This window comes from Mesorhizobium sp. M0030 (assembly GCF_040323695.1).
Classification (GTDB): Bacteria; Pseudomonadota; Alphaproteobacteria; order Rhizobiales; family Rhizobiaceae; genus Mesorhizobium.
The window spans coordinates 38,130-63,762 of sequence record NZ_JAMYVE010000003.1; the positions used below are offsets into that span (position 1 = coordinate 38,130).

Annotated in this window: 23 protein-coding genes; 7 read left to right on the forward strand and 16 right to left on the reverse strand. The window is 61.9% G+C overall.

Annotated elements, in window-relative coordinates:
• Nucleotides 1-165: 165 nt before the first annotated feature.
• The 4 genes from otsB to NKJ80_RS07635 form a co-directional block, all read right to left on the reverse strand.
• Nucleotides 166-954: a trehalose-phosphatase gene (gene otsB / locus NKJ80_RS07620; protein WP_023748419.1), complete on the reverse strand. Its 789-nt coding sequence runs from the start codon at nucleotides 952-954 to the stop codon at nucleotides 166-168.
• Nucleotides 951-2,732 (reverse strand): alpha,alpha-trehalose-phosphate synthase (UDP-forming), encoded by a 1,782-nt coding sequence (locus NKJ80_RS07625; RefSeq protein WP_352497360.1) that lies wholly within the window; start codon nucleotides 2,730-2,732, stop codon nucleotides 951-953. The genes otsB and NKJ80_RS07625 overlap by 4 nt, the downstream gene beginning before the upstream one ends.
• A 144-nt stretch (nucleotides 2,733-2,876) precedes the next feature.
• Entirely contained in the window at nucleotides 2,877-5,039 is a 2,163-nt protein-coding gene (locus tag NKJ80_RS07630; RefSeq protein WP_352497361.1) for an amylo-alpha-1,6-glucosidase, read from the reverse strand.
• 43 nt (nucleotides 5,040-5,082) lie between these two features.
• A complete protein-coding gene (locus tag NKJ80_RS07635; RefSeq protein ID WP_352497362.1) occupies nucleotides 5,083-6,144 on the reverse strand; it encodes a glycosyltransferase family 4 protein in 1,062 nt (353 codons plus the stop codon).
• On the opposite strand from NKJ80_RS07635, the gene NKJ80_RS31450 reads away from it, so the two are divergent.
• Both NKJ80_RS31450 and NKJ80_RS07645 read left to right on the forward strand, forming a co-directional pair.
• Nucleotides 6,130-6,636: a DUF982 domain-containing protein gene (locus tag NKJ80_RS31450; protein WP_502902191.1), complete on the forward strand. Its 507-nt coding sequence runs from the start codon at nucleotides 6,130-6,132 to the stop codon at nucleotides 6,634-6,636. The genes NKJ80_RS07635 and NKJ80_RS31450 overlap by 15 nt on opposite strands.
• A 185-nt stretch (nucleotides 6,637-6,821) precedes the next feature.
• Complete coding sequence (locus tag NKJ80_RS07645; RefSeq protein ID WP_023672685.1) at nucleotides 6,822-6,980, forward strand: hypothetical protein; 159 nt, start codon at nucleotides 6,822-6,824, stop codon at nucleotides 6,978-6,980.
• 600 nt (nucleotides 6,981-7,580) lie between these two features.
• Here the strand turns inward: NKJ80_RS07645 and NKJ80_RS07650 are convergent.
• From NKJ80_RS07650 to NKJ80_RS07675, 6 genes are all read right to left on the reverse strand, one after another.
• Nucleotides 7,581-7,781: a hypothetical protein gene (locus NKJ80_RS07650; RefSeq protein WP_081725396.1), complete on the reverse strand. Its 201-nt coding sequence runs from the start codon at nucleotides 7,779-7,781 to the stop codon at nucleotides 7,581-7,583.
• 2 nt (nucleotides 7,782-7,783) lie between these two features.
• A complete protein-coding gene (locus NKJ80_RS07655; RefSeq protein WP_023688550.1) occupies nucleotides 7,784-7,969 on the reverse strand; it encodes a hypothetical protein in 186 nt (61 codons plus the stop codon).
• Between the two features lie 658 nt (nucleotides 7,970-8,627).
• Nucleotides 8,628-10,139: a protein adenylyltransferase SelO gene (locus NKJ80_RS07660; protein ID WP_352462499.1), complete on the reverse strand. Its 1,512-nt coding sequence runs from the start codon at nucleotides 10,137-10,139 to the stop codon at nucleotides 8,628-8,630.
• Nucleotides 10,140-10,382: 243 nt separating this feature from the next.
• Complete coding sequence (locus NKJ80_RS07665) at nucleotides 10,383-11,759, reverse strand: NAD(P)/FAD-dependent oxidoreductase (protein WP_023806117.1); 1,377 nt, start codon at nucleotides 11,757-11,759, stop codon at nucleotides 10,383-10,385.
• A gap of 30 nt (nucleotides 11,760-11,789) precedes the next feature.
• Complete coding sequence (locus NKJ80_RS07670) at nucleotides 11,790-12,617, reverse strand: DUF2243 domain-containing protein (RefSeq protein WP_023702856.1); 828 nt, start codon at nucleotides 12,615-12,617, stop codon at nucleotides 11,790-11,792.
• Between the two features lies 1 nt (nucleotide 12,618).
• Nucleotides 12,619-12,780 (reverse strand): hypothetical protein, encoded by a 162-nt coding sequence (locus tag NKJ80_RS07675; RefSeq protein ID WP_352497363.1) that lies wholly within the window; start codon nucleotides 12,778-12,780, stop codon nucleotides 12,619-12,621.
• A gap of 148 nt (nucleotides 12,781-12,928) precedes the next feature.
• Between NKJ80_RS07675 and ctaD the strand changes: the two genes are divergently transcribed.
• Nucleotides 12,929-14,587 (forward strand): cytochrome c oxidase subunit I, encoded by a 1,659-nt coding sequence (ctaD, locus tag NKJ80_RS07680; RefSeq protein ID WP_352497364.1) that lies wholly within the window; start codon nucleotides 12,929-12,931, stop codon nucleotides 14,585-14,587.
• A 105-nt stretch (nucleotides 14,588-14,692) separates the two neighbouring features.
• On the opposite strand, the gene sdhD is transcribed toward ctaD, so the two are convergent.
• Entirely contained in the window at nucleotides 14,693-15,082 is a 390-nt protein-coding gene (gene sdhD / locus NKJ80_RS07685; protein ID WP_352497365.1) for a succinate dehydrogenase, hydrophobic membrane anchor protein, read from the reverse strand.
• 711 nt (nucleotides 15,083-15,793) lie between these two features.
• Here sdhD and cphA point away from each other — a divergent pair.
• Genes cphA through NKJ80_RS07700 form a run of 3 tightly spaced genes read left to right on the forward strand, consistent with a single transcriptional unit; the run spans nucleotide 15,794 to nucleotide 20,237 of the window.
• On the forward strand, nucleotides 15,794-18,517 hold the full coding sequence (gene cphA / locus NKJ80_RS07690) for a cyanophycin synthetase (RefSeq protein WP_352497366.1): 2,724 nt from the start codon (nucleotides 15,794-15,796) through the stop codon (nucleotides 18,515-18,517).
• Entirely contained in the window at nucleotides 18,517-19,416 is a 900-nt protein-coding gene (locus NKJ80_RS07695) for an isoaspartyl peptidase/L-asparaginase family protein (RefSeq protein ID WP_023738739.1), read from the forward strand. Before cphA ends, NKJ80_RS07695 begins: the two co-directional genes overlap by 1 nt.
• Nucleotides 19,413-20,237 carry a cyanophycinase gene (locus tag NKJ80_RS07700; protein ID WP_352462495.1) on the forward strand — a complete coding sequence of 275 codons (825 nt, stop codon included), beginning with the start codon at nucleotides 19,413-19,415 and terminating at the stop codon, nucleotides 20,235-20,237. Before NKJ80_RS07695 ends, NKJ80_RS07700 begins: the two co-directional genes overlap by 4 nt.
• A gap of 197 nt (nucleotides 20,238-20,434) precedes the next feature.
• On the opposite strand, the gene NKJ80_RS07705 is transcribed toward NKJ80_RS07700, so the two are convergent.
• Nucleotides 20,435-20,932, reverse strand: coding sequence for a hydrolase (locus tag NKJ80_RS07705; RefSeq protein ID WP_023738740.1), 498 nt, complete (start codon nucleotides 20,930-20,932; stop codon nucleotides 20,435-20,437).
• A gap of 39 nt (nucleotides 20,933-20,971) precedes the next feature.
• On the reverse strand, nucleotides 20,972-21,142 hold the full coding sequence (locus tag NKJ80_RS07710) for a hypothetical protein (RefSeq protein WP_023672674.1): 171 nt from the start codon (nucleotides 21,140-21,142) through the stop codon (nucleotides 20,972-20,974).
• 914 nt (nucleotides 21,143-22,056) lie between these two features.
• Between NKJ80_RS07710 and NKJ80_RS07715 the strand changes: the two genes are divergently transcribed.
• The gene (locus NKJ80_RS07715) at nucleotides 22,057-22,881 is read left to right on the forward strand and encodes an SIR2 family NAD-dependent protein deacylase (RefSeq protein WP_352497367.1); all 825 of its coding nucleotides are present in this window, start codon (nucleotides 22,057-22,059) and stop codon (nucleotides 22,879-22,881) included.
• 129 nt (nucleotides 22,882-23,010) lie between these two features.
• On the opposite strand, the gene NKJ80_RS07720 is transcribed toward NKJ80_RS07715, so the two are convergent.
• The 3 genes from NKJ80_RS07720 to NKJ80_RS07730 all read right to left on the reverse strand — a co-directional run bounded on the left by NKJ80_RS07720 (nucleotide 23,011) and on the right by NKJ80_RS07730 (nucleotide 25,234).
• A complete protein-coding gene (locus NKJ80_RS07720; protein WP_023696168.1) occupies nucleotides 23,011-24,078 on the reverse strand; it encodes a M42 family metallopeptidase in 1,068 nt (355 codons plus the stop codon).
• Nucleotides 24,079-24,125: 47 nt separating this feature from the next.
• Entirely contained in the window at nucleotides 24,126-24,554 is a 429-nt protein-coding gene (locus tag NKJ80_RS07725) for a GFA family protein (protein WP_050587750.1), read from the reverse strand.
• A gap of 68 nt (nucleotides 24,555-24,622) precedes the next feature.
• Nucleotides 24,623-25,234 (reverse strand): ATP-dependent Clp protease proteolytic subunit, encoded by a 612-nt coding sequence (locus tag NKJ80_RS07730; RefSeq protein WP_023672669.1) that lies wholly within the window; start codon nucleotides 25,232-25,234, stop codon nucleotides 24,623-24,625.
• Nucleotides 25,235-25,633 lie beyond the last annotated feature (399 nt).

The following is a 25,633-nucleotide window of genomic DNA, read 5'->3' on the forward strand; positions in this document are numbered from 1 at the left end:
CGCGTCGACTGCGCAGGTTATGCCTGACGCAGGGGAACCGGCAAGCAATCCATTTGCCGGCTTTGGCCTTAAAGATATTCAATGAGAACAGCGCTTATCGATCGGCTTTTGGCGAAGGTCGGCGCAAACGCGGCGTATCTTGATTCGATCCGCAGGCAGCAGCGATCAGGACGCTTTGCGGTTGAGAGCCGGTGATGCGTCGAAATTGGCGGCAAGCCAAGCTATCGCGCAGGTGACATCATCGAGCCTGTATTGGGCCACGGTCGGCCCACGCGGCTTGACCCGGATCGAGATGCCGCCGGCCTCGTTGATCGCCTCGAAACCGTTTTCGTCGGCGGTGTCGTCGCCGAGAAAGACCGGCCGCCGTCCGGCAAAGGGCGGGATTGCCATGAAACGCCGCACGGCAGCGCCCTTGGCCGCTTCGAGCGGCATGAGTTCGACGCCGGCGTTGCCCGGGATAACCCGATAGCCCTTGGGAAGCTCGGTCAATGCCTGTTCGGCAAGATGCGTTGCCCTGGCCAGCAGATGCGGCGCCGCACGCGTATGGATGGCGAGGATCGGACCCTTGCGCTCGATATGAACAAGGCCGTCATCGAGTTCGGCCTCGATGGCGTCGGCAAGGGCAGCGATATCGGCGGGAGCATCCGCGGTAACGACCGGGCCGTCCGGCGTCAGCCGGTGTTCCAGCCCATAGAGACCGGCAACACGCAGCTTCAACGGATGAAACAGGCGGTCGGCGCCCTCGACCGAGCGGCCGGTGATAAAGGCGACGGCGCCGTCCAGCCGTTTGTCGACGGCGCCGAGGAGGTTGCGCAGTTCGTCGCTCACGGACACGGCGTCGGGGTGCGCGGCGTGCTCCAGCAACGTGCCGTCGATGTCGAGGAAAAGCGCCCATTGTCCTTCCGGCAGGTCGGGTGCGGTTGGCAGGCCCGGTGCTTTCGACAGGCTATTCATGACGCCACCTTCCGCATGCGGTCGAACAGTGAGACGATGTTGCTGCCGGTGTTTGCGGGCCGCTCGGCGACACTTGTCGCTCTTTCGAGGTCGCCGCGTTTGCGCAGGCGCGCCGCATCGAGCAGCATGCTGCCGGCCCAGCGAAAGACATTGTTGTCGCGCACTATTTCGCGCATCGGGCGCATGCGCTCGCGTTGTTCGTCCGGTGACATGGTCAGCGCCTGCAGCAGCACCTGGCTCATCATCGCCGCGTCGTAAGGATTGACGATCAGTGCTTCCAGCAGTTCGCGCGACGCGCCGGCAAACGTGCTGAGCAACAGCACGCCCTGTTCGTCGTCACGCGCGGCGACGAATTCCTTGGCTACTAGGTTCATGCCGTCATGCAGGCTGGTGACCATGCAGATGTCGGCGGCGCGATAGATCTCATAGACCTGTTGCTGCGAATGGTGCTCAGCCACCATGACCACGGGCTTGTAGCCGTCATGACCGTAGCGCTGGTTGAGCTCGTTGGCATAACGCAGGCATTCATCGTGCAATTGCTGGTACGCCGGCAGCGTGCCGCGGCTTGGGGCAGCAATCTGCAGGAACACTACCTTGCCGATCCACTCGGGGTGGCGCGTAAACAATTCGTCCAGCGCATGGAAGCGGTCGAGGATGCCCTTGGTGTAGTCCAGGCGCTCGACGCCGACGCACAGCTTGACGTCCGCCGACAGGCCGAACCGCTCACGCAGGCGGGCGCGGCTTTCCTCGACCGGTGGCAGTTTGGCCAGGAGTTCGGCCGGCCATTCGATGGAGATGGGATAGGCGTGCACCAGTGTCGTCCGCCCGCCATACGAGATCGCGGCGTCGGCGCGCTCGATCCGGCTTTCCAGGAACCTGTCTACGCTTTCAGTGAAATTATTGGCATGAAACTGGGTGTGAAAGCCGATGATCGAGCTCCCGAGCAGTCCATCAAGAACGCGTTCGCGCCATGGGCAGATGCTGAACACTTCGGAGTTCGGCCACGGGATGTGCCAGAAGGTGATGATGATCGCCTCCGGCAGGCGCTCGCGGATCATGCGCGGCAGGAGCGCGAAATGGTAATCCTGAACCAGCACGATCGGCCGCTCATTGCGCGCCTCGGCAACCACCATATCGGCGAATTTGCGGTTGACGACCTCATAGGCCTCCCAGTCCGAGGCACGGAAGACCGGCCGGGTGAAGGCGATATGGCAGAGCGGCCAAAGCCCTTCATTGGCAAAGCCGAGATAGTAGCCCTGATATTCGTCGTCGCTCAGCCACACGCGGCGCAGCGTATAGGACGGATTGTCCGGCGGCACCTGAACCCGATCGTTGCTATCGACCGTCAGACGATCCGCCGTTCCGCCGCCATAGGCGATCCAGGTGCCGCTGCAGGCGCGGGTGATAGGCTCAAGCGCCGACACCAGGCCGCTGGCCGGCACCAGAAGCTCGACGCCGTCGTCCTTGATGTTGTGGATATAGGGTTCTCGGTTCGAGACGACGATGACCTGCGCGTCCGGCAGGTCGTCGGCAAGTATCTTGCGCAAGGTGTCGGGCGACCAGTTCACCAGCGCCGCGTCGGGAGATTGTCCGTTCTTCTCGAACTCCCGCAAGACCTTGCGCGTCGCTTCCGATGCGACGTCCTCGCCGGCAGTCGGTGCAACCGTCAAGCTATGGCTACGACGTTGCCTGGAGATCGATAACATAACGGCTAGAATCGAAAGGCCAAGGCTTGCAAGGATCAAGACCCAGAGCAGGGCCATGCCATAATCAGTCATTCCAATTCCAACTCAATTTTGGCCGCCAGGGCCTTTTTCTTCATGGTTCGATTTGAGTGTTCGCAGCCGACCATCGCCCGTGAGAACCTGTGTTTTTCGCAACGCACAAACCCTGGGTTCGGTTCCCGTTGAAGGCCGTTCAGATCATGTCCGCACGATCAGCGGAACCAGCCCTTCATGGCGGTCGGCGAGAAAGGCGACGACGCGGTCGCCGACGCGCTGGAAGGTAAGATCGACCCTCTTTTCGCCGACACCCAGATGCCTGAGCGTCAGCGTATCGATGCCGATCGGCAAACGGGGTCGAGTGACGTGGATTTCGCCGTTCCAGCCGTCGATTTCCAGACCGAGGCACGCCTGCATCAGCATGAAGGCCGAGCCTGCCGACCACGCTTGCGGCAGGCAGGCGACGGGGTAGGCGATCGGCGCTTCGCCCGGCGAGCGGGTGAAACCGCAGAACAGTTCCGGCAGTCGCATGTTGAAATGCACTGCCGATTCGAACGTACCGCTCATCAGCCGCACCACGCTGTCACGCTCGCCGAACCGCGCCAGGCCGGCGCCGCACATCGCCGTGTCATGCGGCCAGATGGAACCATTGTGGTACGACATCGGGTTGAACAGCACAGCATCGTCGGAAAGCGTTCGCACCCCCCAGCCGGAGTGGAAGGAAGCCGAAAGCAACTGGTCGGCGACCATCTTAGCCCGCGCCGGTTCGGGCAGGCCGACATAGAGCAGGTGTCCGGCATTCGAGGTGCGCACCTTGCACGGCTCTCCGGCGCCGTCGATCGCCAGCGCATAGAAGCCGAGATCGTCCAGCCAGAAATCACGCTCGACGGCGATCCGCATCTCTTCGGCGCGATTTTCCCAGTGCTCGGCCTGCGCGAACTCGCCCCGGCGGCGGGCGAGAGCGGCAAGGCCCCTGAAGGCGGCGAAGACATAACCCTGCACTTCGACCAGCGCGATCGGCCCCTTGGGGATGCGCCCGTCGGCGTGGAAGACGGAGTCGAAGCTGTCCTTCCAGCCCTGGTTCGCAAGGCCGGATTCGGCAGCGCGCTGATAGGTGACGAAGCCGGTTGCGCGGCTCGCCTCTTCCGTCCACTTGGCGGCGGCGCAGAGAGACGGCCACAGGCTGGCGATGAAGTCCATGTCGCCGGTGCGTTCGGCATAGGCGCAAGCGAGGTGGATGTACAGCGGCGTGGTATCGACGCCGCCATAGTAGCGGCCGAAAGGCAGTTCCTGCAGCGCCACCATCTCGCCCTTGCGCGTCTCGTGCATGATCTTGCCGGGCTGCGAGTCGCTGAAAGGCGATGTCTCGGTCGCCTGGTGCTGGGCGAGGAAGGCAAGCACGCCGCGCGCCAGGCCGGGGTTGAGCCATAGCATCTGCAGCGCCGAGATGACGCCGTCACGGCCGAAGGCCGTCGAAAACCAGGGGATGCCGGCATAGGGGTAGGGGCCGGTCGACAACTCGGTGGTCAGCAAGGCGACATCCGCGCGGGCGCGTTCGACCCAATCGTTGAAGACGCGACCCGAACTGTGCACCGTCGCGCCATGGCGGCGCTTGGCCCGCATGCCGAAACGGGCGCGCGCCGCGGCCGCCCGGAAGCGGTCGCGGTCGGGCGTTTCGGTCAGTTCCGCGCCGACCTCGACGTAAAGCATCTTGCTGCTGCGCTTGGTCACTGCGATGAGGAAATCCGCGCGCTCGGCGCTCAACTGGTCTGGCGGCTGCGAGAACGAGATCGCCGACACCCGCGCCAGCCCGTCCAGTCCGTCATAGCGCAGCAGCACCGAGGCAGGCTCGATCTCCGCTGCATGCGCCATTCCGCGCTTCGGCCGGGTCGAACCGCGCACCTCGAACATGTCGCGGAAATCGGCGGCAAAATGCAGCGAGACGCGGATTGCCGAATGCTCCTGGCTGTAGTTGGAAAGGGTGATGCGCTCGAACAGCCGGTCCTGCCACAACAGCCTGACGCGCTCGATATGGATGGCGCCCTGCGGGATGTCGCGGCCACCGGCGCTTTGCATCGGCAAATTGGTCAAATTGCTGGTGAACAGCACATTGTCCTGGCTGAGCGAGGCGCCGAGCAGCGATGTCTGCCGGCCGCCGACGGTGAGCCTGAACTCCGACAGCACCCGCGTGTCGTCACGGAAGAAACCGTCGCCCGCGCCCCTGATATCGCCGTAGGCATCGGCCACGGCAAAACAGTCGCCTTGCTTCAGGGCAAACAGCCGGTGCGGCTCGCGCGGCGCGGTTTCGTCCAGGGAGGCAAGGGCCACGGCAGGGTCGAGCTTGCGCTCGTCAAGTTCGGTCATCAGTCACAAATCTCTGTTTCGGGCTCGGAACGTCCGCCGTCGTTCACGATGCTTTCGATTCAGCCGGGGCGCCGATGAGACGCGCATAGGCAGTGAGATAGTCGCGCGCCATCCTGTTGGCGGAGAACCGACTTTCGAAGACGGCGCGCACCTTTCGCCGGTCGAGTTGCAGCAAGGCCGGCACCGCGGCGACAGCGGCATCGAGAGAATCGACGACAAATCCGGTAACGCCATGGTCGATGACTTCCGGCAACGCACCGCAGTTCCAGCCGATGGTTGGCGTACCGCACGCCATCGCCTCGATCGCGGCAAGGCCGAACGGCTCGGGCCAGTCTATCGGAAACAGCAGACCAGCGGCATTGCCGAGGAATTCAGTCTTCTCACCCTCGGCGATCTCGCCGACATAGTCGATGCGGTCGCCATCGATCAAGGGCTCGATCGTCTCATGGAAATAGGCGCGGTCATCGTCGCCGATCTTGGCCGCCAGCTTGAGCTTCATGCCCGAGCGCAAGGCGATGTCGATGGCCCGGTCCGGCCGCTTGTCGCGAGAAAGCCGGCCGAGAAAGGCAAGGTATGGTTCGCCCGCCGCCGTCTCGAAGGTCGGCTTATAGAGACCCGTCGGCAGCCCGTGATGGATGGTGGCCAGCCAATTGGCATTCGCAAGCCCGGTCTTCTGGCTGTGTGAGATCGAGATCAGCGGAAAGCGCGGAAAACGCTCATAGGCTGGCGCTAGGTCGACATAATCGAGCCGGCCATGCGGCGTCGTCACCGTCTTGTCCGGCATGGTCTCGAAGAACGAGAAATGCAGGAAATGACTGAGGTGAAAATGAATGATATCAAAGTCGCGGGCTCGGTTCCTCACATCGGCAAGCATCGCAAGATGCGCCGCCGTGTCCGATTTCAGTGGACGCGGATCGAGGCGTAGCGCGCGTTCGCGACCTGGTATCAGTCTGGCCGACGTCCGGCTGTCGCCGCTGGCGAACAGCGTCACCTCATGGCCGAGTTCGACCAGCCCTTCGGTCAGATAGGAAACGATGCGCTCGGTGCCGCCATAGAGAAGGGGTGGCACCGATTCGTGCAAAGGGGCGACATGGGCTATGCGCATGGTTTGAACGTGTCCCTCAAGGCAATCACGAGAGCGAAATGCATCAGCCGGCCTAACGTTCCGGACAAAAGCGGGCGTCGGCAACCCAAGCCCACCAGCGCAGATTTTTTTGCAATAAGCGGAACAAACGCGCCATCCGCGAATTCAGTAGGGTTGGTTCGCGCTGCGGCCGACCAGGGAGAGAACAAAATGGACCGCTTGCATTTCTTTACGCCTGTGCGCATTGCGCGCGGGCAGGGACACCCCGTCGAGGAGGTCGATAGCGTTGCCGAAGCGATGGTCTTTTTGCAGAAATGGCCATTGGGACGGCGTGGGCCTGTGTATCAGTGCGCCGTGAATTGCTGCTCCGCGGCCCTGTCGGGCAGAATGTCGGCCGAAGCAGCCAGGAAGGCGTTTACGGGCTTTGCCCGCATCACCCGGCTGCTCGATGATGACATGGCCCTGCCGATGGGCGGCGAAAGCATGGCGGAAGTCCACGCGCTGAGGCGCTAGGCGCCGGTCCAGCCATTTGGCTATTGAACACCCGGGCTTTGGCGGCGCGGGCATCATCTTTTCCGCACCGGAGTATTCCGGCGCGGCCCTTCACCTCATGGGCCACACTGTGCTTTCATGCGGCGTTTCGCATGACCGGTGGGTGACGACCATCCACAGGCGGCCCGAACGTGGAGGGGTAGACAATGCCGAGACTGATCCTGGGAACACTCGGCGCTATCGTCATCGCCCTCATCTGGGCGGTCTTTGCCAGTTTGATGGGCGCGCCATCGATCGTGATCACGGTCGGCGCGGTCGCCATTGGGGCCGGCGTCTACACCTACGTCGACCGACGCTCGACTTGACGCGTCCCCGGTCTGCCGCGCGCTCGACCAATTGCACGCCGGTGTTTGACGCGCGCGGCAGTCGCGGCGGGCATTCTTCAAAGATGAGCTTGCTGGCCGCATAGAGAGCCAAGGCGCAGACAGGGCGCCACACGTCGGACCGGGCTCCGCGAGAACTTGGGAGAGATCGTCAAAGATCTTTCAATCCGGCCAATGAAGATCGAAACGGCAAATCTGTGGATTTCCGGTGGAACATCGTCGCCTCGAAACACTTCGGGCGTTGCACTGCCCCATCAGTGCACGTTCCCTTGTTCTGTTGGAACTGGCCGGCTGCCGAAAGGTGGCCGGCTTTTTTGTATATTAGCGGAACCTGAAATTACGGGGCTTGTTCTGCATGCGGCAGCGAGCCCCTCGCTGCTGGTCGAGGGCCGTAACCCTTGGCCGGGCCCGCATCGCTCCGCCAGTGGTGCGGGCCCACGGCCTCCGGTTTTTCCGGGCGTCTCGACTCGCTGATCCTCACCCTGGTCCGGCTATGCATGTCACTCAAAAAAAGGCTCGGTTGTGAGACAATGACATGCACACGCGGCGCACTTTAGCACAATCATTCACAAAGCCGTGGGTTCAACTGTTGCTACCCTTCTTGGCTGGATTGTGCGAATGATGACTGTCCTTTTCACCGCCACCCCCTGAAACTCGGCTTTTGGATCGACGGTCTTCATCCGCCGGGGGTTTGTTGACCTGCAGGGGTTTTCTGGCGTTCTCGTGCGATGCGCCTGGCCCGCCCTGCCGGATCGTGTTCGGGTGTTTCTTCGATGTGGACATGATCACCGATCCTGCTGACGGCCCTGATGAGTGGTGTTGACCTTGGTGTTGGCTTGCTGCCCTTGGCGCTCCGGATCCGGCGCTCCGTGAGTGCCGTGCTGGGCATCATCGTGGCTAACCTGTCGCCCTTCTCCTCGACCCTTCTGGCTCTGGTTCTCAGGCGGCACGGGCGGCATTTTGCTCGACATCTGCATCTCCTTGGGTTGGTATCGTGACTCAAAACCGTGATCGTGGGGGGAAGTTCCGTCTGCTTCGTCAGCACCTGTGCTTTTCGGTGCCGACGGAATCTGACTCCCAACGCGGATTTCAAGGAACGGCAGCGGCCCGCCCGCGTCGCCCTGCCAGTGGTGCGGGCCTGCAATATAAATCCTAAGCCTGGGCTGCTATCGCTGTTTATTGCGAGCTTGCGGCGACTTGCGTAGCGGGCCGCCGTGGCTTTCAGGGGACAGCGTGTTGTATCCGGTCGATCTGGAGCGACCGAAATACAGTGCTTGACCACGTTGCTGACATGATCGGTGAAGAGCGCGGTGTCGCGCCTGGATCGCGGCAGCAGCCTCTGGTCCGATCTGCCTGCAGCTGATGGCAGCTAAAACGACGTCAAAAGACCTAAGCCTCTTTGATCGCCCTCGCTGCTCGCACGAGCGATGACCAGTCAGCTCCCATGGCTGCGACAAGGTCTCGAGCATCTTCGTCTGATATTCCGGTACGGTCTACGAGCTTCCGTGCCAGCAATTCGAATGCCAATTCTATGATCGTCATAGCTCAGCCCCTACGAGAGTGCCCGTGACGATAGTTTGCAAATGGGTCTTCCGCATTTGCACATGTTAAGCGACCATCACGAATGTCTCATGTACCGCAGAATGTCTGCAGGACGCGCTCATCCGGGCGTGGCGGCTCAGCAAAGCGTTCCATTCCCGGCTGCTCATCGAAGGGACGGCTGACGACCGCCAGAATCTCCTCGAACGGTCTGAAGTCGCCGCCCAACGCCGCCTGGATCATCGCCTCGATGCGATGATTGCGGGGGATGAATTTGGGATTGACCGATTGCATGGCAGAACGGCGCGTGGCCGTGTCGCCCTCGCTTGCGATGCGCTGGCGCCACCGCGCCGACCAGGCATCGAATGCACCTGGATCCTTAAACAACTGCCGCGCCGTGCCTTGGCCGTCCGCAGCGTCGAGGTCATCGCCCAGGCGCCGGAAGCCGAGCGTAAAATCCGCTTCGCCGCGAGCCAGCACATCCAGAAAGTCGGCAGCGAGCTGCAAGTCGCCTTCCGCTTCGGTCAGCAGTCCGAGTTTTCTGCGGAAGCCGCGCTGCAACACAGCCTCATAGGAGGCCTGGAACGACCTCAGCACCTCTTCCGCTTCAGACACTGCTTCATTCTCGTCCGTGCTCATGAGCGGCAGCAGGGTCTCGGCAAAGCGCGCAAGGTTCCATGTGGCGACACGAGGCTGGTTGGCATAGGCATAGCGACCGGCGCGGTCTATCGAACTGAACACCGCGCTGGGGTCGTAAGCGTCCATGAAGGCGCATGGGCCATAGTCGATCGTCTCGCCCGAGATCGACATGTTGTCGGTGTTCATGACGCCATGGATGAAGCCGACCAGCATCCAGCGCGCCACCAGGTCCGCCTGTGCGGCGACAACGGCCTCCAGCAAAGCCCGGTACGGCCGTGCTTCCCCCGCCAGCTGTGGGAAGTGACGCTGAATGGCATAGTCGGCCAGTATCTTGAGCGCCTCGGTGTCGTGGCGCGCGGCGAAATATTGGAACGTGCCGATCCTGATATGGCTTGCCGCCACCCGTGTCAGGACGGCGCCGGGCAGCCGGACCTCGCGATAGACCGGGTCGCCGGTGAGCACCGCCGCAAGGCTTCGCGTCGTCGGAATGCCGAGCGCCCCCATCGCTTCGCTGACGACATATTCGCGCAGGACAGGGCCGAGTGCGGCGCGGCCGTCGCCGTTGCGCGAGAACCGCGTTGGTCCCGATCCTTTCAGCTGGATGTCACGGCGAACGCCGTTGACGTCCACCACTTCGCCAAGCAGCAGGGCGCGCCCGTCGCCAAGCTGAGGCACGAAGTTTCCGAACTGGTGGCCCGCATAGGCCAGGGCGATTGCTTGCAACCCTTCCGGAAATCTGTTGCCGGCAAGCATCGCCACTCCATCCGGGCTGGTAAGCTGGTCGGCATCGAGCCCGAGTTCCTCCGCGAGGTGCCGGTTGAACCGGATCAGCCGCGGTTCGGACACCGGCTTCGGATCTGTTTGCGCGAAGAAGCGCTCCGGCAATTGCGCATAGCTGTTGCTCAGGGCGGGAAGCCCCGTCTGAATGACCGGGGGTTGTTCAGCAGTCGCAGGTGACGTCATGACGAGCTGTCTCTGAAGAGGAGGGGTTCAACAGATCCCGTTTCGAGGAGCCTGTGTTCATTTGTTCATATAGGGACGCAACGTCGTTGGTGCCATCCGGATCCATCAGGCCGGCACCGGATACAAGCTGGGAACCACCCGCCTCGATTATCGAGGTTCGGGCTGCCGTGGGACGACGGGCCGTGGCGGAATCCAGAGCTGACCCCCGCATCGCCACTGTCTCCGAACTGAGCACCCGGCAATCTAGTCAGTGCGGGCGTGCAATGCCGGGGCGGCGTCTGCCTTGGTTGGCAGCGGCTCTCTCGGGGCCGCTCCCGGCGACGATGTCGAACCCGGTTCGACTCGCTCCTCGGCGATGAGCCGGGCGCCACGCTCATAGGTCAGGTAGCGCCAGAGCCACTGGATCGAGACCTGAACGCGGTGCTGAAAACCGACGAGCAGGTAGACATGGATGAGCGCCCAGGCAGACCAGGCGAACCAGCCTTTCAGTTTCAGCCTGCCCGATTCGAACACGGCAGCGTGGCGGCCGACAATGGCCGTGTTGCCTCGATTGCTGAAGACAAAAGCGGGCAGCGTGTCGCCAGCATTTATCCGGCGTGCCAGTGCCTTGCCGAGGTGCTCGCCCTGCTGCTTGGCGACCTGGGCAAGACCCGGCAATGGCTGGCCGTTCCCATCGAGGACCAGTGCGACGTCGCCAAGCGCGAAGACATCGGGGTGGCCGACGACGTGCAGGTCGGATTCGACCTTCACCCGACCGCCGCGGTCGAGCCCGACACCGAGCTGGGCGACCAGCGGAGAAGCCGCCACCCCAGCGGCCCAGAGCGTCAAGGCCACCGGGATCACCTGGCCGCCGACGGTGATCTGATGCGCTTCGATCGCCTCGACCCGGTTGCCGAGCGCGACCTCGACGCCCAGGCTTTCAAGGCGCAGACGTGCATATCTGGAAAGCTCCGGGGCGAATCCGGCGAGCAGACGCTCGCCGGCTTCTACCAGTATGATCCTTGTCTTCTCGGGCCGGATGTTGCGGAAGTCGCGCGCCAGTGTGTGCCGGCTGAGTTCGGCGATCGAGCCCGCCAGTTCGACACCGGTCGGGCCGCCGCCGATAATGGCGATCGTCATCAGCCGGGATTGCTCGACTGGATCGGTGGTCCGTTCCGCGTGCTCGAACGATAGCAGCAGCCGTGACCGGATCGTGCGCGCGTCCTCGATGGTCTTCAAACCGGGACAAACCCGAGCCCAGCTCTCCTGGCCGAAATAGAATGGCTGCGAACCAGTGGCCAAGACCAGGATGTCGTAGGGGACCGTGGTCCCATCGGCCAGCACCAGTATCCTGGCCTCGGTGCCGATCTCGGTGACATCGCCGAAGAGGACCTGAACCGAGGGATAGCGGCCCAGGATCTTGCGGATGGGCTCGGCGATATCAGGCGCCGACAAGGCGGCGGTTGCAACCTGATAGAGCAAGGGCTGGAACAGGTGGTGATTGTGGCGGTCGATGATCGTCACCCCGATTTCCGCCTTGCCAAGCGCCTTGGCAACCTCCAGACCGGCAAAGCCTCCGCCGACCACGACGATCCGCGGTGTCAGGCTCCGGCCGTGGCTGCTCTCGGTGGCGAATTGCATGCTTGATACTCCCCTATCCCTGTCCGGAAGTCATAGCCTGGCAGGAGTGCCTCGCTGCTGGCTGGAGCTACTGCTCACTCCGGCGGCATCGGTCCAGGCAAGGCATCCGGCAATGACAGGCGTCGTGCTGACCACCAAGGCGCCGCGCGCGTGAAGGGCTACCAACCCGCGCCATGAGACGCGGTCGACCGCCCAGATGGTGCCGCTGGCGTCGACCCATTTGAGATGGGCGTCGGCGACTTCAACGGCCCGCATCATCGCCGCCGGTTCCATCCCGGCCCGAAAGACGATGATGGAATTGGCGGCACCGTTGAAGAACGGGCCGGCGCCGGCTGCCACTCCCGCGAGCAGGACGATGCTGGTAAGCGCTGCCGAAGCACCGCGTGCCGGTCCGCCGCGGTTGGGCAGCACCAGCACCAACACAAGCGGCACGATGCCGAAGATGACCAGCCACGCAATATCCCAGGCGAGCGGCAAGTCGCTGTTCATCTTGATCCGGTGCAGACCCAGCAGCCAGTGAAACACGACGGCATCGACGACATGCCAGACGCCGAACCCGGCGAAGGCGAGCCGCAGGATCTCCGTGGTGCTCCCGGGCCGCGCGCCGGCCGCCCTCGCGGCCACCAGCAGCACCGTGCCGGCGACGGCGAGCACATACATGAAAAGATGGAAGAGGCCGTCGGCCATGATCTGGAAGCGCAGGTCGGAACCCACCGGATCGGCGACGCCCGAGAGAAGATGATGCCATTGCAGGATCTGATGCAGGACGATGCCGTCGAAGAAACCGCCGAGCGCGAAGCCGAGCAGCAGCCAGCCGGCTCGCGTTCTCGGGTCGAGTGTCGCGGTGATCGCGTCCATGTCAGGACCACCGGCTCCAGGCCGGGGCGTTCAGTTCCCTGGGCACCGACATGTCCGGCGGCGTGGGGTCATGGAGACCATGACGCGCCTCGAGCCAGAAGGCGGATATCAGCCCACCAACCACCGTCGTCAGAACCAGTGTCGCAGCAATTATCGCCAGCATGGACGTCGATCCTCAGCCGCGCAGGGTCGGCCGCGCGGAACCTAACCGCGGCTTCCGTGGAATGTTCCTACCGCCGGTTCGGTGGAGGGAACAATCAAGTTCCAGCACGGTTCGATGCTGGCGACGGACGGCTCAAGCGGAGAAGGTCATGAACGAATATACGGCGGCAGATCCGGACGGTCTCGACGGCCACCAGCCGACCGGCATCACCCGATGGCTGTTTTCGACCAACCACAAGGACATCGGCACACTCTATCTGGTCTTCGCTTTCATCGCGGGGGTGATCGGCATGCTCTTGTCGGTGAGCATGCGAATCGAGCTGCAGCAACCCGGGATCCAGTTTTTCCCCGGACTGGCGTCGATGATCTACGGTTACCAGGGCGACGCGGCGATCGACGCCGGCAAGCAGCTTTACAACGTCTTCACCACGGCCCACGCGCTGATCATGATCTTCTACACTGTGATGCCCGCCCTGATCGGCGGCTTCGCCAACTGGATGGTTCCGATCATGATCGGCGCCCCCGACATGGCCTTCCCGCGCATGAACAACATCTCGTTCTGGCTGCTGCCGCCGGCATTGATGTTGCTTTTATTGTCGATCTTCATGCCCAGCGTCCCCGGCGGCTATGGCCCTGGGACCGGCTGGTTCCTGTACCCGCCGCTGTCGACCTCCGGCCATCCCGGTCCCGCCGTGGATCTGGTCATCCTGTCTCTGCACATTGCGGGCGCCTCCTCGATCCTGGGAGCCATCAACTTCATCACCACCATCTTCAACATGCGCGCGCCGGGGATGACCCTGCACAAGATGCCCCTGTTTGTGTGGTCGATCCTCATCACCGCCTTCCTGCTGCTGCTGGCTCTGCCGGTGCTGGCCGGCGCCATCACCATGCTCCTGACCGATCGCAATTTCGGAACCACGTTCTTCGCGCCGGACGGCGGAGGTGACCCGCTGCTGTACCAGCATCTCTTCTGGTTCTTCGGCCACCCGGAAGTCTACATCATGATCCTGCCGGCGTTCGGCATCGTCAGCCAGGTGATCTCGACCTTCTCGCGAAAGCCGATCTTCGGGTATCTCGGGATGGTCTACGCAATCGTGGCGATCGGGGTGATCGGCTTCGTCGTCTGGGCCCACCATATGTACACCAGCGGGATAGGCCTCGACACGCAGCGCTACTTCACCTTCGCCACGATGGTGATCGCAGTGCCGACCGGGATAAAAGTGTTCTCCTGGATTGCAACCATGTGGGGCGGTTCGGTCAGCCTGCGGACGCCGATGCTCTGGGCCCTCGGCTTCATATTCCTGTTCACCGTAGGCGGGGTGACGGGCGTTCAACTCGCAAATGCCGGCCTCGACCGTGAACTGCACGACACATACTTCGTCGTCGCGCATTTCCACTACATACTTTCACTGGGAGCGATCTTCGGCATCTTCGCGGGCTGGTATTACTGGTTTCCGAAAATGACGGGATATCTCTACAACCCGCTTCTGGCTGGGGTCCATTTCTGGACGACCTTCGTCGGCGTGAACCTCGTCTTCTTCCCCCATCACTTCCTTGGATTGGCTGGCATGCCGCGTCGCTATGTCGACTATCCCGACGCATTCGCCGGCTGGAACATGGTGTCCTCGTATGGATCGTACCTGTCGGCCGCGAGTGTCGTGATTTTCCTCTTCGGCATCTTGGAAGCTTTCTACCGGCAAAGAGCCGCCGGCATGAACCCATGGGGGCCAGGAGCTACCACATTGGAGTGGGAGCTGACCTCTCCACCCCCTTTCCATCAATGGGACAGGCTGCCGCAAATCAGATGAGGCCGGGTTGTCGAGGTCCTTTCGGGCGGGCCTGCCCCGGTTCGCCGCTGAGGCGAACTTCAGCCTGCCGGTGGCAGACGCTGGCTGCAGCAGGGAACCGGATCGCTATCTGAAGCTGATTAATAGCACAGCGAACAAGCTTGTGAGCGCGACTGCCCAGCAGAACAACCAATTGGCGATCAGAAGAAGCGATTTGAGCACGGTGGCATGGCAGTAGTCTTCGATGATCGATTGCATTCCAAGCCGCATGTGAACGCAGCTTACGAGAATGAAGCCAATAAGGGCTGGCGCGACATAGATCGATCCTACGACGCTGAGGACGGCGTCTCGAGGCTCACCGACCAGCATTATAACGACCGCGACGATGTAAATGACAAGGATCAACAGGGCAGCAGATGTCAGCCGCTCCAGCATGAACGTTTCGGTTCCGTGTTTCGCCGATCCAAGGCCCCGCACTCGAGCTAGCGGAGTTCTGATTGAGGGTCTGTCAGCCATGGCGTTTCCCCAAAATTACTTGGTTGCCTTGCGCGCAACTCAAGCTGTTGCTGTTTCGATGCCCGGGCTGCCGGTGCCGACGGATAGTGGGCAAGCACGGTCTCCAGTCGAGCAAGGCGGGCTTTGTGGGCGTTCAGTTCGTATCCTGAACGCCATCCAATTTGCCTGGGTCTGCCATCTCTGCATAGCTCGCTTTCAAGCAGCGAGATACGAAGGCGGACCGCGTCGATCTCCTTGACGAGCGCGGCCTTCACCGATTTTCGACTCTGCATGGCTGTAGTTCCGGTGCAAGGATGGTTCCAAACCTGACGCGTCTGGAAATGTTCCCGGGTGCCGAAGGCGTGCTGAAGATTAATGCCTCAGTGCTGGACCCGCACAATGGGTCGCCATGAGCTAAAGCCGGGCACTAGCTCAACGGCCGCGGTGTGCCCGGCGAATGCTTGTGAAGAGGAGCGAATGCCTGGCCCGCCTCGTCCCGAGAGATAAGTAGCCCTCAGAACAGCGACCGCACGTGGCCGAGATGACCAGAGGGTGTTCTTGGGCCAACATATGTTAACGGCCACTTTTGTTTCTCTCTCCTGCAAAAATATTTGGGCTGAAAGGCCGGGAACTAACCGATCCTCCGGATGTTGCGGAGTTAGTCAGGAGAAACGGACTATGTCGGACAAAGAAATTCATCGGGGCGCCTCGCGTTTTCGCCCTATCCGCGTCGTGGACGCCCGCGTGTTTCGCGGGCCGCACCTCTATAGCATGACGCCAATGGTCCAGATTCGGATCGACCTCGGAGCACTTGAGGCGTTCCCGACAGACAAACTGCCTGGGTTTTCCGAACAAATCGTCCGACTGTTGCCCGGCCTTGCGGGCCATGGCTGTAGCTATGGCGCCGCCGGCGGCTTCGTCCGCCGCATGCAGGAAGGAACCTGGCTCGGCCACGTCGTCGAGCATGTCGCCCTGGAACTGCAGAGCATGCTCGGTCACCGGGTGACACGAGGAAAGACACGGTCGGTCAAAGGCAGTCCGGGCACTTACAACGTCATGTTCGCCTACAAGGATGAGCTTGTCGGGCTGCTCGCGGGACGCGTCGCGCTCGAACTGGTGGACAGCCTGCTGCCTGCCAATCTCCATGGTGTCGAGGGGTTCGGCGAGATTGCGGAAACGCAGGGGCCGTTCGAGTTCGCATCCAGGCTGCAGCAGCTCAAGCGTCTGGCCGCCGAGCGTGCCTTGGGCCCCACGACTGCTTCCTTGGTGCGCGAGGCCGAGAGGCGGGGCATACCCGCCGCGCGGATCGACGACAGCAGCCTCGTGCTGTTTGGTCACGGAAAGCATCAGAAGCGGATCCGCGCCAGTTGCAGCGACCTCACTTCCGAGATTGCGACCGAGATCGCCTCGGACAAGGACCTGACCAAATTCCTGCTGCAACAGGCCGGGCTACCGGTGCCACGCGGGGAACTGGTGCGATCGGCGCAGGACGCGGTCGCGGCAGCCACACGGCTGGGCTACCCCGTGGTCACCAAACCACTCGATGGCAATCATGGGAGCGGCGTCAACATCGGTCTGGCAACAGAAGACGACGTCCGCTGGGGTTTCGAACAGGCGCGAGAACACAGCCGCAGCGTTATCGTCGAGCAGCATTTCGTCGGCTCGGACCACAGGATCCTGGTGATCGGCGGAAAGGTGGTGGCGCTCGCCGAGAGGGTTCCGGCCCATGTGGTCGGCGATGGCCGGAGTTCTGTCGCCGAGCTCGTCGAGGAGACGAACCGCGACCCGCGAAGGGGAGAGGGCCATTCCTCGGTGTTGACCCGCATTGAAATCGATGAATGCGTCGAGCATTTCCTGTCAAAATCGCAGCTCACCCTGGCGAGCGTTCCAGCGCCGGGTCAAATGGTGCTCTTGCGGCCCACCGCCAATCTCTCCACCGGTGGGACCGCGATCGACCGGACGGAAGAAATCCATCCCGAAAACGCGCTGATCGCCAGGCGGGCGGCACAGATCGTCGGTCTCGACATTGCCGGGATCGACTTCGTCTGTCCCGACATCTCACGGCCGGTCAGCGAAACCGGCGGCGGCATCATAGAGGTGAATGCCGGTCCCGGCTTTCGCATGCATCTCGAACCCTCGTCGGGGCGCGCCCGCAACGTCGCACGGCCCGTGCTCGATCTTCTCTTCAAAGGCGGCAAGGACGGCCGGATTCCGATCTTCGCGATCACCGGGACCAACGGCAAGTCGACCACTGCCAGAATGCTGGCGCACATCCTGCAGGCGAATGGCGCAACCGTCGGGCTCACCTCGACCACCGGCGTCTACCTGAACGGCGAACGAATCATCACAGGCGATTGCTCAGGCCCGCAGAGCGCCAGGATCGTGCTGCGCGAGCCGGGTGTCGATGTCGCGGTGCTGGAATGTGCACGCGGCGGCATCCTCCGCGAAGGGCTTGCCTTCGATGCATGCGATGTTGGCGCGGTGCTGAACGTCCACGGCGATCATCTCGGGCTGAGGGGCATCGACACGATCGAGGACCTGGCGGAGGTGAAATCGGTCGTGGTCGAGTCCGTCCGCCGCGGCGGATGGAGCATTCTTAATGCCGACGACGTCCACACGTCCGCAATGTCGCGAGATGCCGGCGGCAGGATCTGCTACTTCTCGCTGGCGAGCAGGAGCGAGTGGCCCGGTTTCTTGCGCAGCCACCTGGCGGAAGGCGGCCGCGCCGTGACGCGGGAGCCAAGCAGCGACGGCTGGGACATTTTCATCCACGAGGATGGGGAATCGATGTTCCTGATGAGCGTCGACGAAATTCCCGCGACCTTCGAGGGTTCGGCCGAATTCAACGTTGCCAACAGCCTGGCAGCCGTCGCTATGGCGCATTGCCACGACGTTCCGGCGGCAACGATCCGGGCGGCGCTGGCGGAGTTTGGCACCTCGTTCGAGCAATCTCCCGGTCGCCTCAACGTCTTCGACGGGCATGGTTTCCGCACGATCGTCGACTATGCGCACAATCCGGAGGGGCTGAGGGCGCTCGGAAAGCTCGTTTCCCACATGAGGCGCGGCTATCAGCGCACGATCGGCCTGGTCGCCATACCGGGCGACCGCCGCGATTGCGACATCCGCGAGATGGGCGCGATCGCTTCGCGGATATTCGACGTCATCGTCTTCAAGGAGGATGAGCAGGAGCTGCGCGGCCGAGCCCCCGGAGCGATCGCCGGCTTGCTGCGGGAAGGTGCCTTGAACGCCGGCTGCGCCCCAGGCCGCATTCACGCCGTCTGTCCCGAGAAGGAGGCCGTCGACGTGTGTCTCCGGCTTGCACGGGAAAACGACCTTGTCGTGCTGACCGTCGACGACGTTGAAGCCGTGTGGCGGCAAGTAACCGGCTTCGGAGGCGCGACGCCTTCGAGGGGAGGGCCCGATCAGACCCATATTCGCCATCTGAGGGCTGGCTGATGTGGTCGCTGATCCTGCACGGCGGCGCCAAGGAGATCGATCCGCAAGAGGAGGAGGCGCATCGCAACGGATGCATCGAGGCGCTCGAGGCAGGTCGGGCCGTCCTGGCCGGCGGCGGAACGGCGGTCGATGCCGTGGAAGCTGCCGGTCGCGTCCTCGAGGCCGACCCGACATTCAATGCGGGATATGGAAGTGCCCTCAATTCGGACGGCGAGGTCGAGATGTGCGCTGGCCTGATGGAGGGCAGGGACTTCAATGTAGGTGCCGTCGCAGTGATCAAGGGCGTGCGCCATCCAATCAGTGTCGCGAAGGCCATGCTGCATGAGGAGCCGATCCTGCTGGCGTCGGAGGGGGCCCGGCGTTTCGCCGCCGACAAGCAGCTGGAGCTTTGCGATCCGGCGGATTTGATCACGCCGCAGCAGCGCGACGCCTCCAGCAAGTCGGAGGCGAAGGATACGATCGGTGTGGTTGCCCTGGATCAGTACGGGGACATCGCCGTGGGCACTTCGACCGGCGGACTGGACGGCAGTGCTCCGGGTCGTGTGGGGGATTCTCCGCAACCCGGTTGCGGCTACTATGCCGACAACCAATTGGGAGCCGTCGCCTTCTCGGGAGACGGTGAGCATATTGCGCGAAAGGCTCTCGCGGCCCGTGTCATGCAGGCACTCTCGGCGCGGCAGGCATTGTCCTCGGGGCAGGCTGAAGGCGGCCTGGAGCAGGTGCTGAATCCCGCGCTCAAGGAAGTCGAGGCGATCGGCGGCGAAGCCGGAGCCATCGTGCTTACCGCGACCGGCGTGTCTGGATGGGCGCATAACAGCAGGGAGTTCGCAGTCGCATTCATGACCAGCGAGGACAACCACCCACACGTTTTCCTGCGCAAGAAAGACGTGGACAAATGACCGACAAGAAGAAAAAACGATCCTCGAACGGTAAAGCCGGAACGCTCGTCATCATCGGCGGCCACGAGGACCATGATGGCGATCGTGTCATCTTGAAGGAGGTGGCGAGCCTGGTTCCGAACGGCCGCCTGGTGCTTGCCACCATCGCGTCTCATGAGCCGGATGGCTATCTCGAGAAGTATCAGAGGTCCTTCGGTGAACTGGGCATCAAGGATGTCATCGAGCTCTACGTCAACGACCGCCTCGAGGCAGCTCATGAAAAGAAAATAAGTGCGCTCGCAGACGTGAGTGCGGTGTTCTTCTCCGGCGGCGACCAGCTCCGGATCACCAGCCAGATCGGCGACACGCCCATCGACGAGCGGGTGCACGAAATCTATGAAGCCGGAGGCGTCATTGCCGGCACCTCCGCGGGCGCGTCGGTCATGAGCGACACGATGATGGTGAAGGGGCCGAACGCAGCGTCCTTTCGGATCGGCCACATTCGGATGGCGCCGGGACTGGGCCTGCTGCCGAATGTCATCATCGACCAGCACTTTGCGGAACGGGGCCGCATTGGGCGGCTCATCGGGGCGGTGTCGCAGAACCCGCGCGTCCTCGGCATCGGCATCGATGAAGACACGGCGATCGTGGTGAAGGGCGAGATGTTCAAGGTCATCGGCAGCGGCGCTGTCTATCTGGTCGATGCAGCCGGCGTGACCCATTCCAACATCGCGGAAGGTGAGCCTGATGCCGCCCTTTCCATCCATGATCTGAGGGTTCACGTGCTGAGCTCAGGCGATGCGTTCGATCTCGCGCTGCGACGACCGGTGGGGATTCCTTAAGACTTCGCCGCACTCAAGCTGATGGTGTGGCGCGGTCCGCGTACCGCGAAAACCGCATATATGAAGCAGTTCTCCTATTTGAAGTCGCCCAACCAGGATTGTCGCGTTGTGGCAGGCCCGGCTAGGATTACAGACGGCCTCTCGTCGGCTCGAATCCCGCAAAGCTGAGACCTTCGCTCGCCCGGCGTTCTGCCGGGCTAACCCCGCCGGCGACTGGCCTGAATGGCAGCAAAGGTTACCGGACGAAACCCCCAGGCGTCGACGCCGACATCATGCTGGCGCGTCATCGGCTTCAGACGACCGTGCGAATGACCGTGCAGGTTTACCGATCTCTTGCCGATCTGGTTCCAGGTGCGAAAAGGATAGTGACACAGAACCAGCAAGCGGCCCTCGACAAGAAGCTCCATGTAGTGGTGCACGCTCGCCCAGGCCGGGTCGCCGATGGTGGCGGCGCTGTCATTGTTGCCAATAATCAGGTGCTTGGACCCGTTAAGAGACGACAGCAGTGAAGAGACGGTCTCGGCTGGACCCTTGGCGAAATCGCCGAGGTGCCAGACCTCGTCGTTCGGGCCAACCGTTTCGTTCCAAAACGCAACCAGCGCCTGGTCATGCTCGACCAACGAGGCGAAGGGACGCCGGTCGAGGCGCAGAATGCGCGGATCGTTGAAATGCGTATCGGAAGTGAAGAAGATCATGCGCCGCGGCCGGCTGCGATGCGCGATTGGCGGTCGCCTCTAACTGCCGGAGCGCTCTTCGGCTTCATCATCGATCCCGATCGGGGCTTCCCTGAGCATCTTGAGTGCCTCTTCCTTCGTAAGGCCGCACTTGCGCGCGAAGTAGAGCGCCTCGATCGCCTTTTCGCGATCCGCCGTGGATTTTGCGTGCTGTTTGGGCTTTTTGCCCATCGTTCTCTGCCACCTTCCGAGGCCACCAAACCATCACAGTGCCGCGTTGTTCCCGTGCATGGGCTGACCTGCCGGACTGCGCGAATGCCGATGTCGCCGACACCGCGCGAGCCCCAGACAGCGCGTATATCAGCCGGCTCGCGACACCGGCGGAGCGACTCCAACCCCGACAGCGTGAATTCAAACGAAAGCCCGCGCCGTGGGAGGGGCCGGCGCGGGCGATCGGGCTACCGATCTTGCAGCGCGGGGGTCGACCGCTGCATGGCTCGAACTGTGCAAGCGAGCATTTGTTCCGGGCCGCATGCAAAGCATCGGCGTTTCATTGCAATTCTGGGGGACACAACCAGCATTTCGCTTCAGTCCGCCGCCGATGTAGGAGGATGAATACCGCCTTGCGCTAATTCGTCCGCCCTGGACACGAAACCAACCGCGCATTGAGCGCGTAGCTTCGGCGATTTAAAAACACCTGCACTGGAATATTTCCGGGCGCATGGAACATCTCCGGCCGCTGATGTTTAGGCCGGAATGACGATGATCTCTGTTCTTACAATGATTTACTCTCTCGCCATCTTTATCGGCGCGAAGCGGCGCAACCTCTTGGTGAATGCGAAACTCGATAGAGTTTTGCGCAATATGGCTGGCGCAGAACTGAATCAACGTGGCCAGTAAACCGCAACACCGCCGGTTCCAGTTCACAGCCAGTGTCCTCGCGGCCGCTACCTCGGTTCGGGTGGCAAGCGGCTCGGCAGGACTGCAAGGGCCGCCCCCTCTGGGCTGGCTGGTGCGTGGTCGACCCGATTTCGTCGATGAGGGCGGAGCACGCTGGCTCGAATTGGGGAGCCGCGTCCACGATCCCCGCACCGGGGCACGCACCTTAGGTCCGGCCCACGCGAGTGGCTTCGGAGGACCTATCCATGAACGATGATGATCCTATAGATTCGCTCGCCAATGCAATTCGTCATCGCAGCGCAATTTTGTTTGTGGGGGCGGGGGTATCGATCAGCGTCGGACTTCCGTCTTGGGAGAAACTCATCGAGCGAATGGCAAAGGAGCTCGGCGTCGACGATGAATTTTCCACGCGACGCGATCGTTTTCAGACCTTGGCCGAATACTATCGGATCAAGCATGGCAGTATCGGACCACTTCGCAGTTGGATGGACAGAAACTGGTCTGTCGCCAAGGAACGGATTGAGAAATCGGAATTGCACCGACTCATCGTGACGCTCGATTTTCCCGTCATCTATACGACGAACTATGACCGGAACCTGGAACTCGCTTTTGAAATCCACGGTCGAGAGTACGTGAAAGTGGCCAACGGACGGCACGTTGCGCAGGCCCGTCGAGGCGTAACGCACATCGTGAAATTTCACGGCGACTTTGACGAGGACTCTTCCCTTGTCCTCACCGAAACCGACTATCTTGACCGCCTGTCCTTCAATTCTCCCCTTGATGTCCGCTTTCGCTCCGATGCTCTCGGCAGCACGATCCTGTTCATTGGCTATAGCCTCTCCGATCCAAACATCCGGCTGCTGTTGCACCGGCTTTGGCAGACCTGGCACCGGTCTGGATATGAGAAAGATCGTCCCCCTTCGTTCATCTTCATGCCCAGCCGCAACCCTGTGGAGGAGGCCGTGCTTGGGCGCTGGGGTATTTCGGTGCTCGTTGGCGCAGGTGATGATCCTGAAGCCGGTCTGACGGACTTCCTCAGGCGTTTGGTGGAAGCGGTGGGGGTGACCTGAGGCGCGCTCCCCAGTGGACTGCAGTTGGGTTTTCTCAGGTGCGCGGTGACCGACGCACCAGGCGGTGGCCGACAGGCACCAGATCAGCGACTGTTGGAGCTAGGACTTCCACAATCAATCCCGCCGCGATCATCTTGGCGTGAAGTCGATCTCCGGCGTCAATTGCCGGCAATATGCACAAACAAGGTCAATCGTCGTTTGCACATCATCCAGGCAAACAACTTCGGACGGGGTATGCATGTAACGCAAAGGCACCGAGAGCACTCCACTTGCCACGCCGCCTCGGTTCTGCTGCATGACACGCGCGTCGGTAGGGCTTGAGCTGCCCACCGCCTGAAGCTGATAAGGTAGGCCCTCTTTCTCGGCCACCGACTTCAGCAGATTGAACACCACCGGGTTGGTGTTCGCGCCTTGAGTGATTGCCGGCCCTTTCCCAAGGTCCAGTTTGCCCTGATCCTCGGCGCGAGCGCGCGGATAGTCCATCGCCACGCCCATATCGATTGCGAGGCCGGTTCGAGGTGCGATGTTGAACGCTGAGGTCATCGCGCCTCGGGACCCAATTTCCTCTTGAACCGTACCCAGGATATAGAGGCCCACGCCGGGGTGAACGCCTCCCTCCTCGGAGAGGCAGCGCAGGACCTCGGCGCCGATGAGGAGGCCAACCTTGTTGTCGAACGCTCGTCCGACAGCAAGGTTGGCCTGTAGCGCCGCAAACTCGCCGTGGATAGTGACCGCGCTGCCGACCTCTACGACCTTCAACGCTTCCTCTCGCGAACTCGCGCCGATATCGATCCATAGTTCCATCAGCGAGGGAGTTTGAGACGTGTCAGAGGCTTTGAAGGTCTGGATTGCTTTGCGACCTACGACGCCCAGGATCGGCTCCTTGCCGTGCACCCAGACACGCTGGCCGATTTCAGTGGCAACGTCCGTTCCACCTATGGTGCTGAAGAAAAGAAAGCCGTCATCGTCGATGTAATGGACGATGAAGCCGACCTCATCCATGTGCCCGGCATACATGAAGCGCATAGACGCCTCAGGATTGATGATCGCCGTGACATTGCCCATGACGTCCGTCGTCAACCTGTGGGCATAGGGACGAACATACTCGCGGAAAAGCTCCGCTACGGGTTGCTCAAAGCCGCTCGGCGACGGGGTCGCCACAATTTCCTTCAAGAACTTGAGTGATTCATCGCGCATCAAGCTGACTTTCACGGTTCACGGGGTGGAGGGCCATTCGAGCATGGTCATACTCGTCGGGCTTCGCGCCAATTTTGGCCTTCTTCGGTGCGATCGCCCGCGAATTGGTCAGCCCAAGGCAGGTTGTGGAGCCAGGCTTCGCGCCGGGGGGTCCAAAGCTCGTATGTCGGGAGAAGGTCGTTTGGCGCATCGTCGAGAGTGCCGGTCATGATCTCGGCTTCGTCGTCGCGGAGATTCACCACGCGCGACCCGCATGCCGGACAAAAACCTCTGCCGTTGAACGCCGCAAGCTCGCCCTTGCACTGGTAAGCCGACCGCGGCCACACGGCAAAGGCACTGTAGGTGCTGCCGCTGGTTCGCTTGCAATCCTGGCAATGACACAAGCCAACGCGCAACGGCGCGCCGGTAACAACATACCTCACAGACCCGCAAAGACAGCCGCCGGTCCGCTCTATCTTGTCAACCTCGTCGTTCATGGTCGCCGCCGACATGAGTGAGGGAAGCGTGTTGGACTCCGCTCTGCTGTTTGCATCGAGGCATCAAGTTAATGGGCAATGTCTTCAACAAGGCCTAGCTCCAAAGCTCTTGCTGCCATCAGGTAGCAGCTGTTCAGGGCATGGTCGCGCAGCTCTTCCAGCGATGTTCGAGAACCTTGGACGAGATCGGCGAACCCTTCATTCTCGAGTCGCTCTGCCGTTTCCAACAGCGCAAGTTGTTCGCGAACGATCTGAAGACAGCTTCGAATTGGTCCATTCAGAACCAAGTCTTTCTCAAGCCTTCTTTCATGAATCAGCAGGACTGCTTGCGGGCAAAGGAACCTGCAGGCTTTCGGGAAAGCGGCAAGGACCGTTACCCCGGCAGAGTAAACCGTATTCTTGCCAATGATGTAGCCGTTGCGGCCCGAGTGTTTCAGAAAAAGTTTGAACTCTAGAGCTAGACGTCGCGCGCCGTCGGCGTCGCCTCCGGGCGTGTCGATTTCAACGTAGAGATCGTCTTCCCCGGAACGCACGGCTTTCAAATCGTCCAAGGCTTTGGTGACGACAGTGTCATCAATCAAGCCGTGTATACGCAAGTTTGGATCGAACAAAAGCCGGTGAAGGTCTGGAGCGGGCGGCGGGGAGACGGTGTGTTCGGCTGACTGGGGCAACAGGTCCATATAGGCATCCTCATTATGGGGGCCGAACTTAGTTGGTACCCTTTTGTTCCCTTGAGGGAGTTCGAGCGGTGGTGATCACAGCCGCGTCTCTCGGCGGCTGTGGAGCTCCCTCTTTCATTGCAGATCCTTTTCGCACCAGGCCCGGTAGAGGCACCTCAGCCGCTAGGTTGGCTCCATCGGCATATCGGGCATTTGCCGGAGCTGACGCAGTCGCTTTGCTGATTTCTGCCACGTCCGGGACCAGTCCTGTGGACGGTTGAACTCAACGGCCTCAATGGTTCCCGGCTGCTGCCTTCCGGACCCCCGCGGTCGGGCTATTTTTCCTGGCCGTGCCATTTTTCCGGGGGGCTGAAACAAACAGCTTTGTTGGCAGTTCTAGCGTCCGGAGCACCGGCTCCG

What these genes read in the sequence shown, in the direction of transcription:
- NKJ80_RS07730 (WP_023672669.1), bottom strand. Translation starts at nt 25,234, where the DNA reads ATGGACCTGTTGCCCCAGTCAGCCGAACACACCGTCTCCCCGCCGCCC.
- NKJ80_RS07720 (WP_023696168.1), bottom strand. Translation starts at nt 24,078, where the DNA reads ATGCGCGATGAATCACTCAAGTTCTTGAAGGAAATTGTGGCGACCCCG.
- NKJ80_RS07665 (WP_023806117.1), bottom strand. Translation starts at nt 11,759, where the DNA reads ATGCAATTCGCCACCGAGAGCAGCCACGGCCGGAGCCTGACACCGCGG.
- sdhD (WP_352497365.1), bottom strand. Translation starts at nt 15,082, where the DNA reads ATGGCTGACAGACCCTCAATCAGAACTCCGCTAGCTCGAGTGCGGGGC.
- NKJ80_RS07715 (WP_352497367.1), top strand. Translation starts at nt 22,057, where the DNA reads ATGAACGATGATGATCCTATAGATTCGCTCGCCAATGCAATTCGTCAT.
- NKJ80_RS07655 (WP_023688550.1), bottom strand. Translation starts at nt 7,969, where the DNA reads ATGTCGAGCAAAATGCCGCCCGTGCCGCCTGAGAACCAGAGCCAGAAG.
- NKJ80_RS07660 (WP_352462499.1), bottom strand. Translation starts at nt 10,139, where the DNA reads ATGACGTCACCTGCGACTGCTGAACAACCCCCGGTCATTCAGACGGGG.
- NKJ80_RS07635 (WP_352497362.1), bottom strand. Translation starts at nt 6,144, where the DNA reads ATGCGCATAGCCCATGTCGCCCCTTTGCACGAATCGGTGCCACCCCTT.
- NKJ80_RS07645 (WP_023672685.1), top strand. Translation starts at nt 6,822, where the DNA reads ATGCCGAGACTGATCCTGGGAACACTCGGCGCTATCGTCATCGCCCTC.
- NKJ80_RS07670 (WP_023702856.1), bottom strand. Translation starts at nt 12,617, where the DNA reads ATGGACGCGATCACCGCGACACTCGACCCGAGAACGCGAGCCGGCTGG.
- NKJ80_RS07695 (WP_023738739.1), top strand. Translation starts at nt 18,517, where the DNA reads ATGTGGTCGCTGATCCTGCACGGCGGCGCCAAGGAGATCGATCCGCAA.
- NKJ80_RS07650 (WP_081725396.1), bottom strand. Translation starts at nt 7,781, where the DNA reads ATGTCCACATCGAAGAAACACCCGAACACGATCCGGCAGGGCGGGCCA.
- NKJ80_RS31450 (WP_502902191.1), top strand. Translation starts at nt 6,130, where the DNA reads ATGGGCTATGCGCATGGTTTGAACGTGTCCCTCAAGGCAATCACGAGA.
- ctaD (WP_352497364.1), top strand. Translation starts at nt 12,929, where the DNA reads ATGAACGAATATACGGCGGCAGATCCGGACGGTCTCGACGGCCACCAG.
- NKJ80_RS07630 (WP_352497361.1), bottom strand. Translation starts at nt 5,039, where the DNA reads ATGACCGAACTTGACGAGCGCAAGCTCGACCCTGCCGTGGCCCTTGCC.
- NKJ80_RS07625 (WP_352497360.1), bottom strand. Translation starts at nt 2,732, where the DNA reads ATGACTGATTATGGCATGGCCCTGCTCTGGGTCTTGATCCTTGCAAGC.
- NKJ80_RS07710 (WP_023672674.1), bottom strand. Translation starts at nt 21,142, where the DNA reads ATGGGCAAAAAGCCCAAACAGCACGCAAAATCCACGGCGGATCGCGAA.
- otsB (WP_023748419.1), bottom strand. Translation starts at nt 954, where the DNA reads ATGAATAGCCTGTCGAAAGCACCGGGCCTGCCAACCGCACCCGACCTG.
- NKJ80_RS07725 (WP_050587750.1), bottom strand. Translation starts at nt 24,554, where the DNA reads ATGAACGACGAGGTTGACAAGATAGAGCGGACCGGCGGCTGTCTTTGC.
- NKJ80_RS07700 (WP_352462495.1), top strand. Translation starts at nt 19,413, where the DNA reads ATGACCGACAAGAAGAAAAAACGATCCTCGAACGGTAAAGCCGGAACG.
- NKJ80_RS07675 (WP_352497363.1), bottom strand. Translation starts at nt 12,780, where the DNA reads ATGCTGGCGATAATTGCTGCGACACTGGTTCTGACGACGGTGGTTGGT.
- NKJ80_RS07705 (WP_023738740.1), bottom strand. Translation starts at nt 20,932, where the DNA reads ATGATCTTCTTCACTTCCGATACGCATTTCAACGATCCGCGCATTCTG.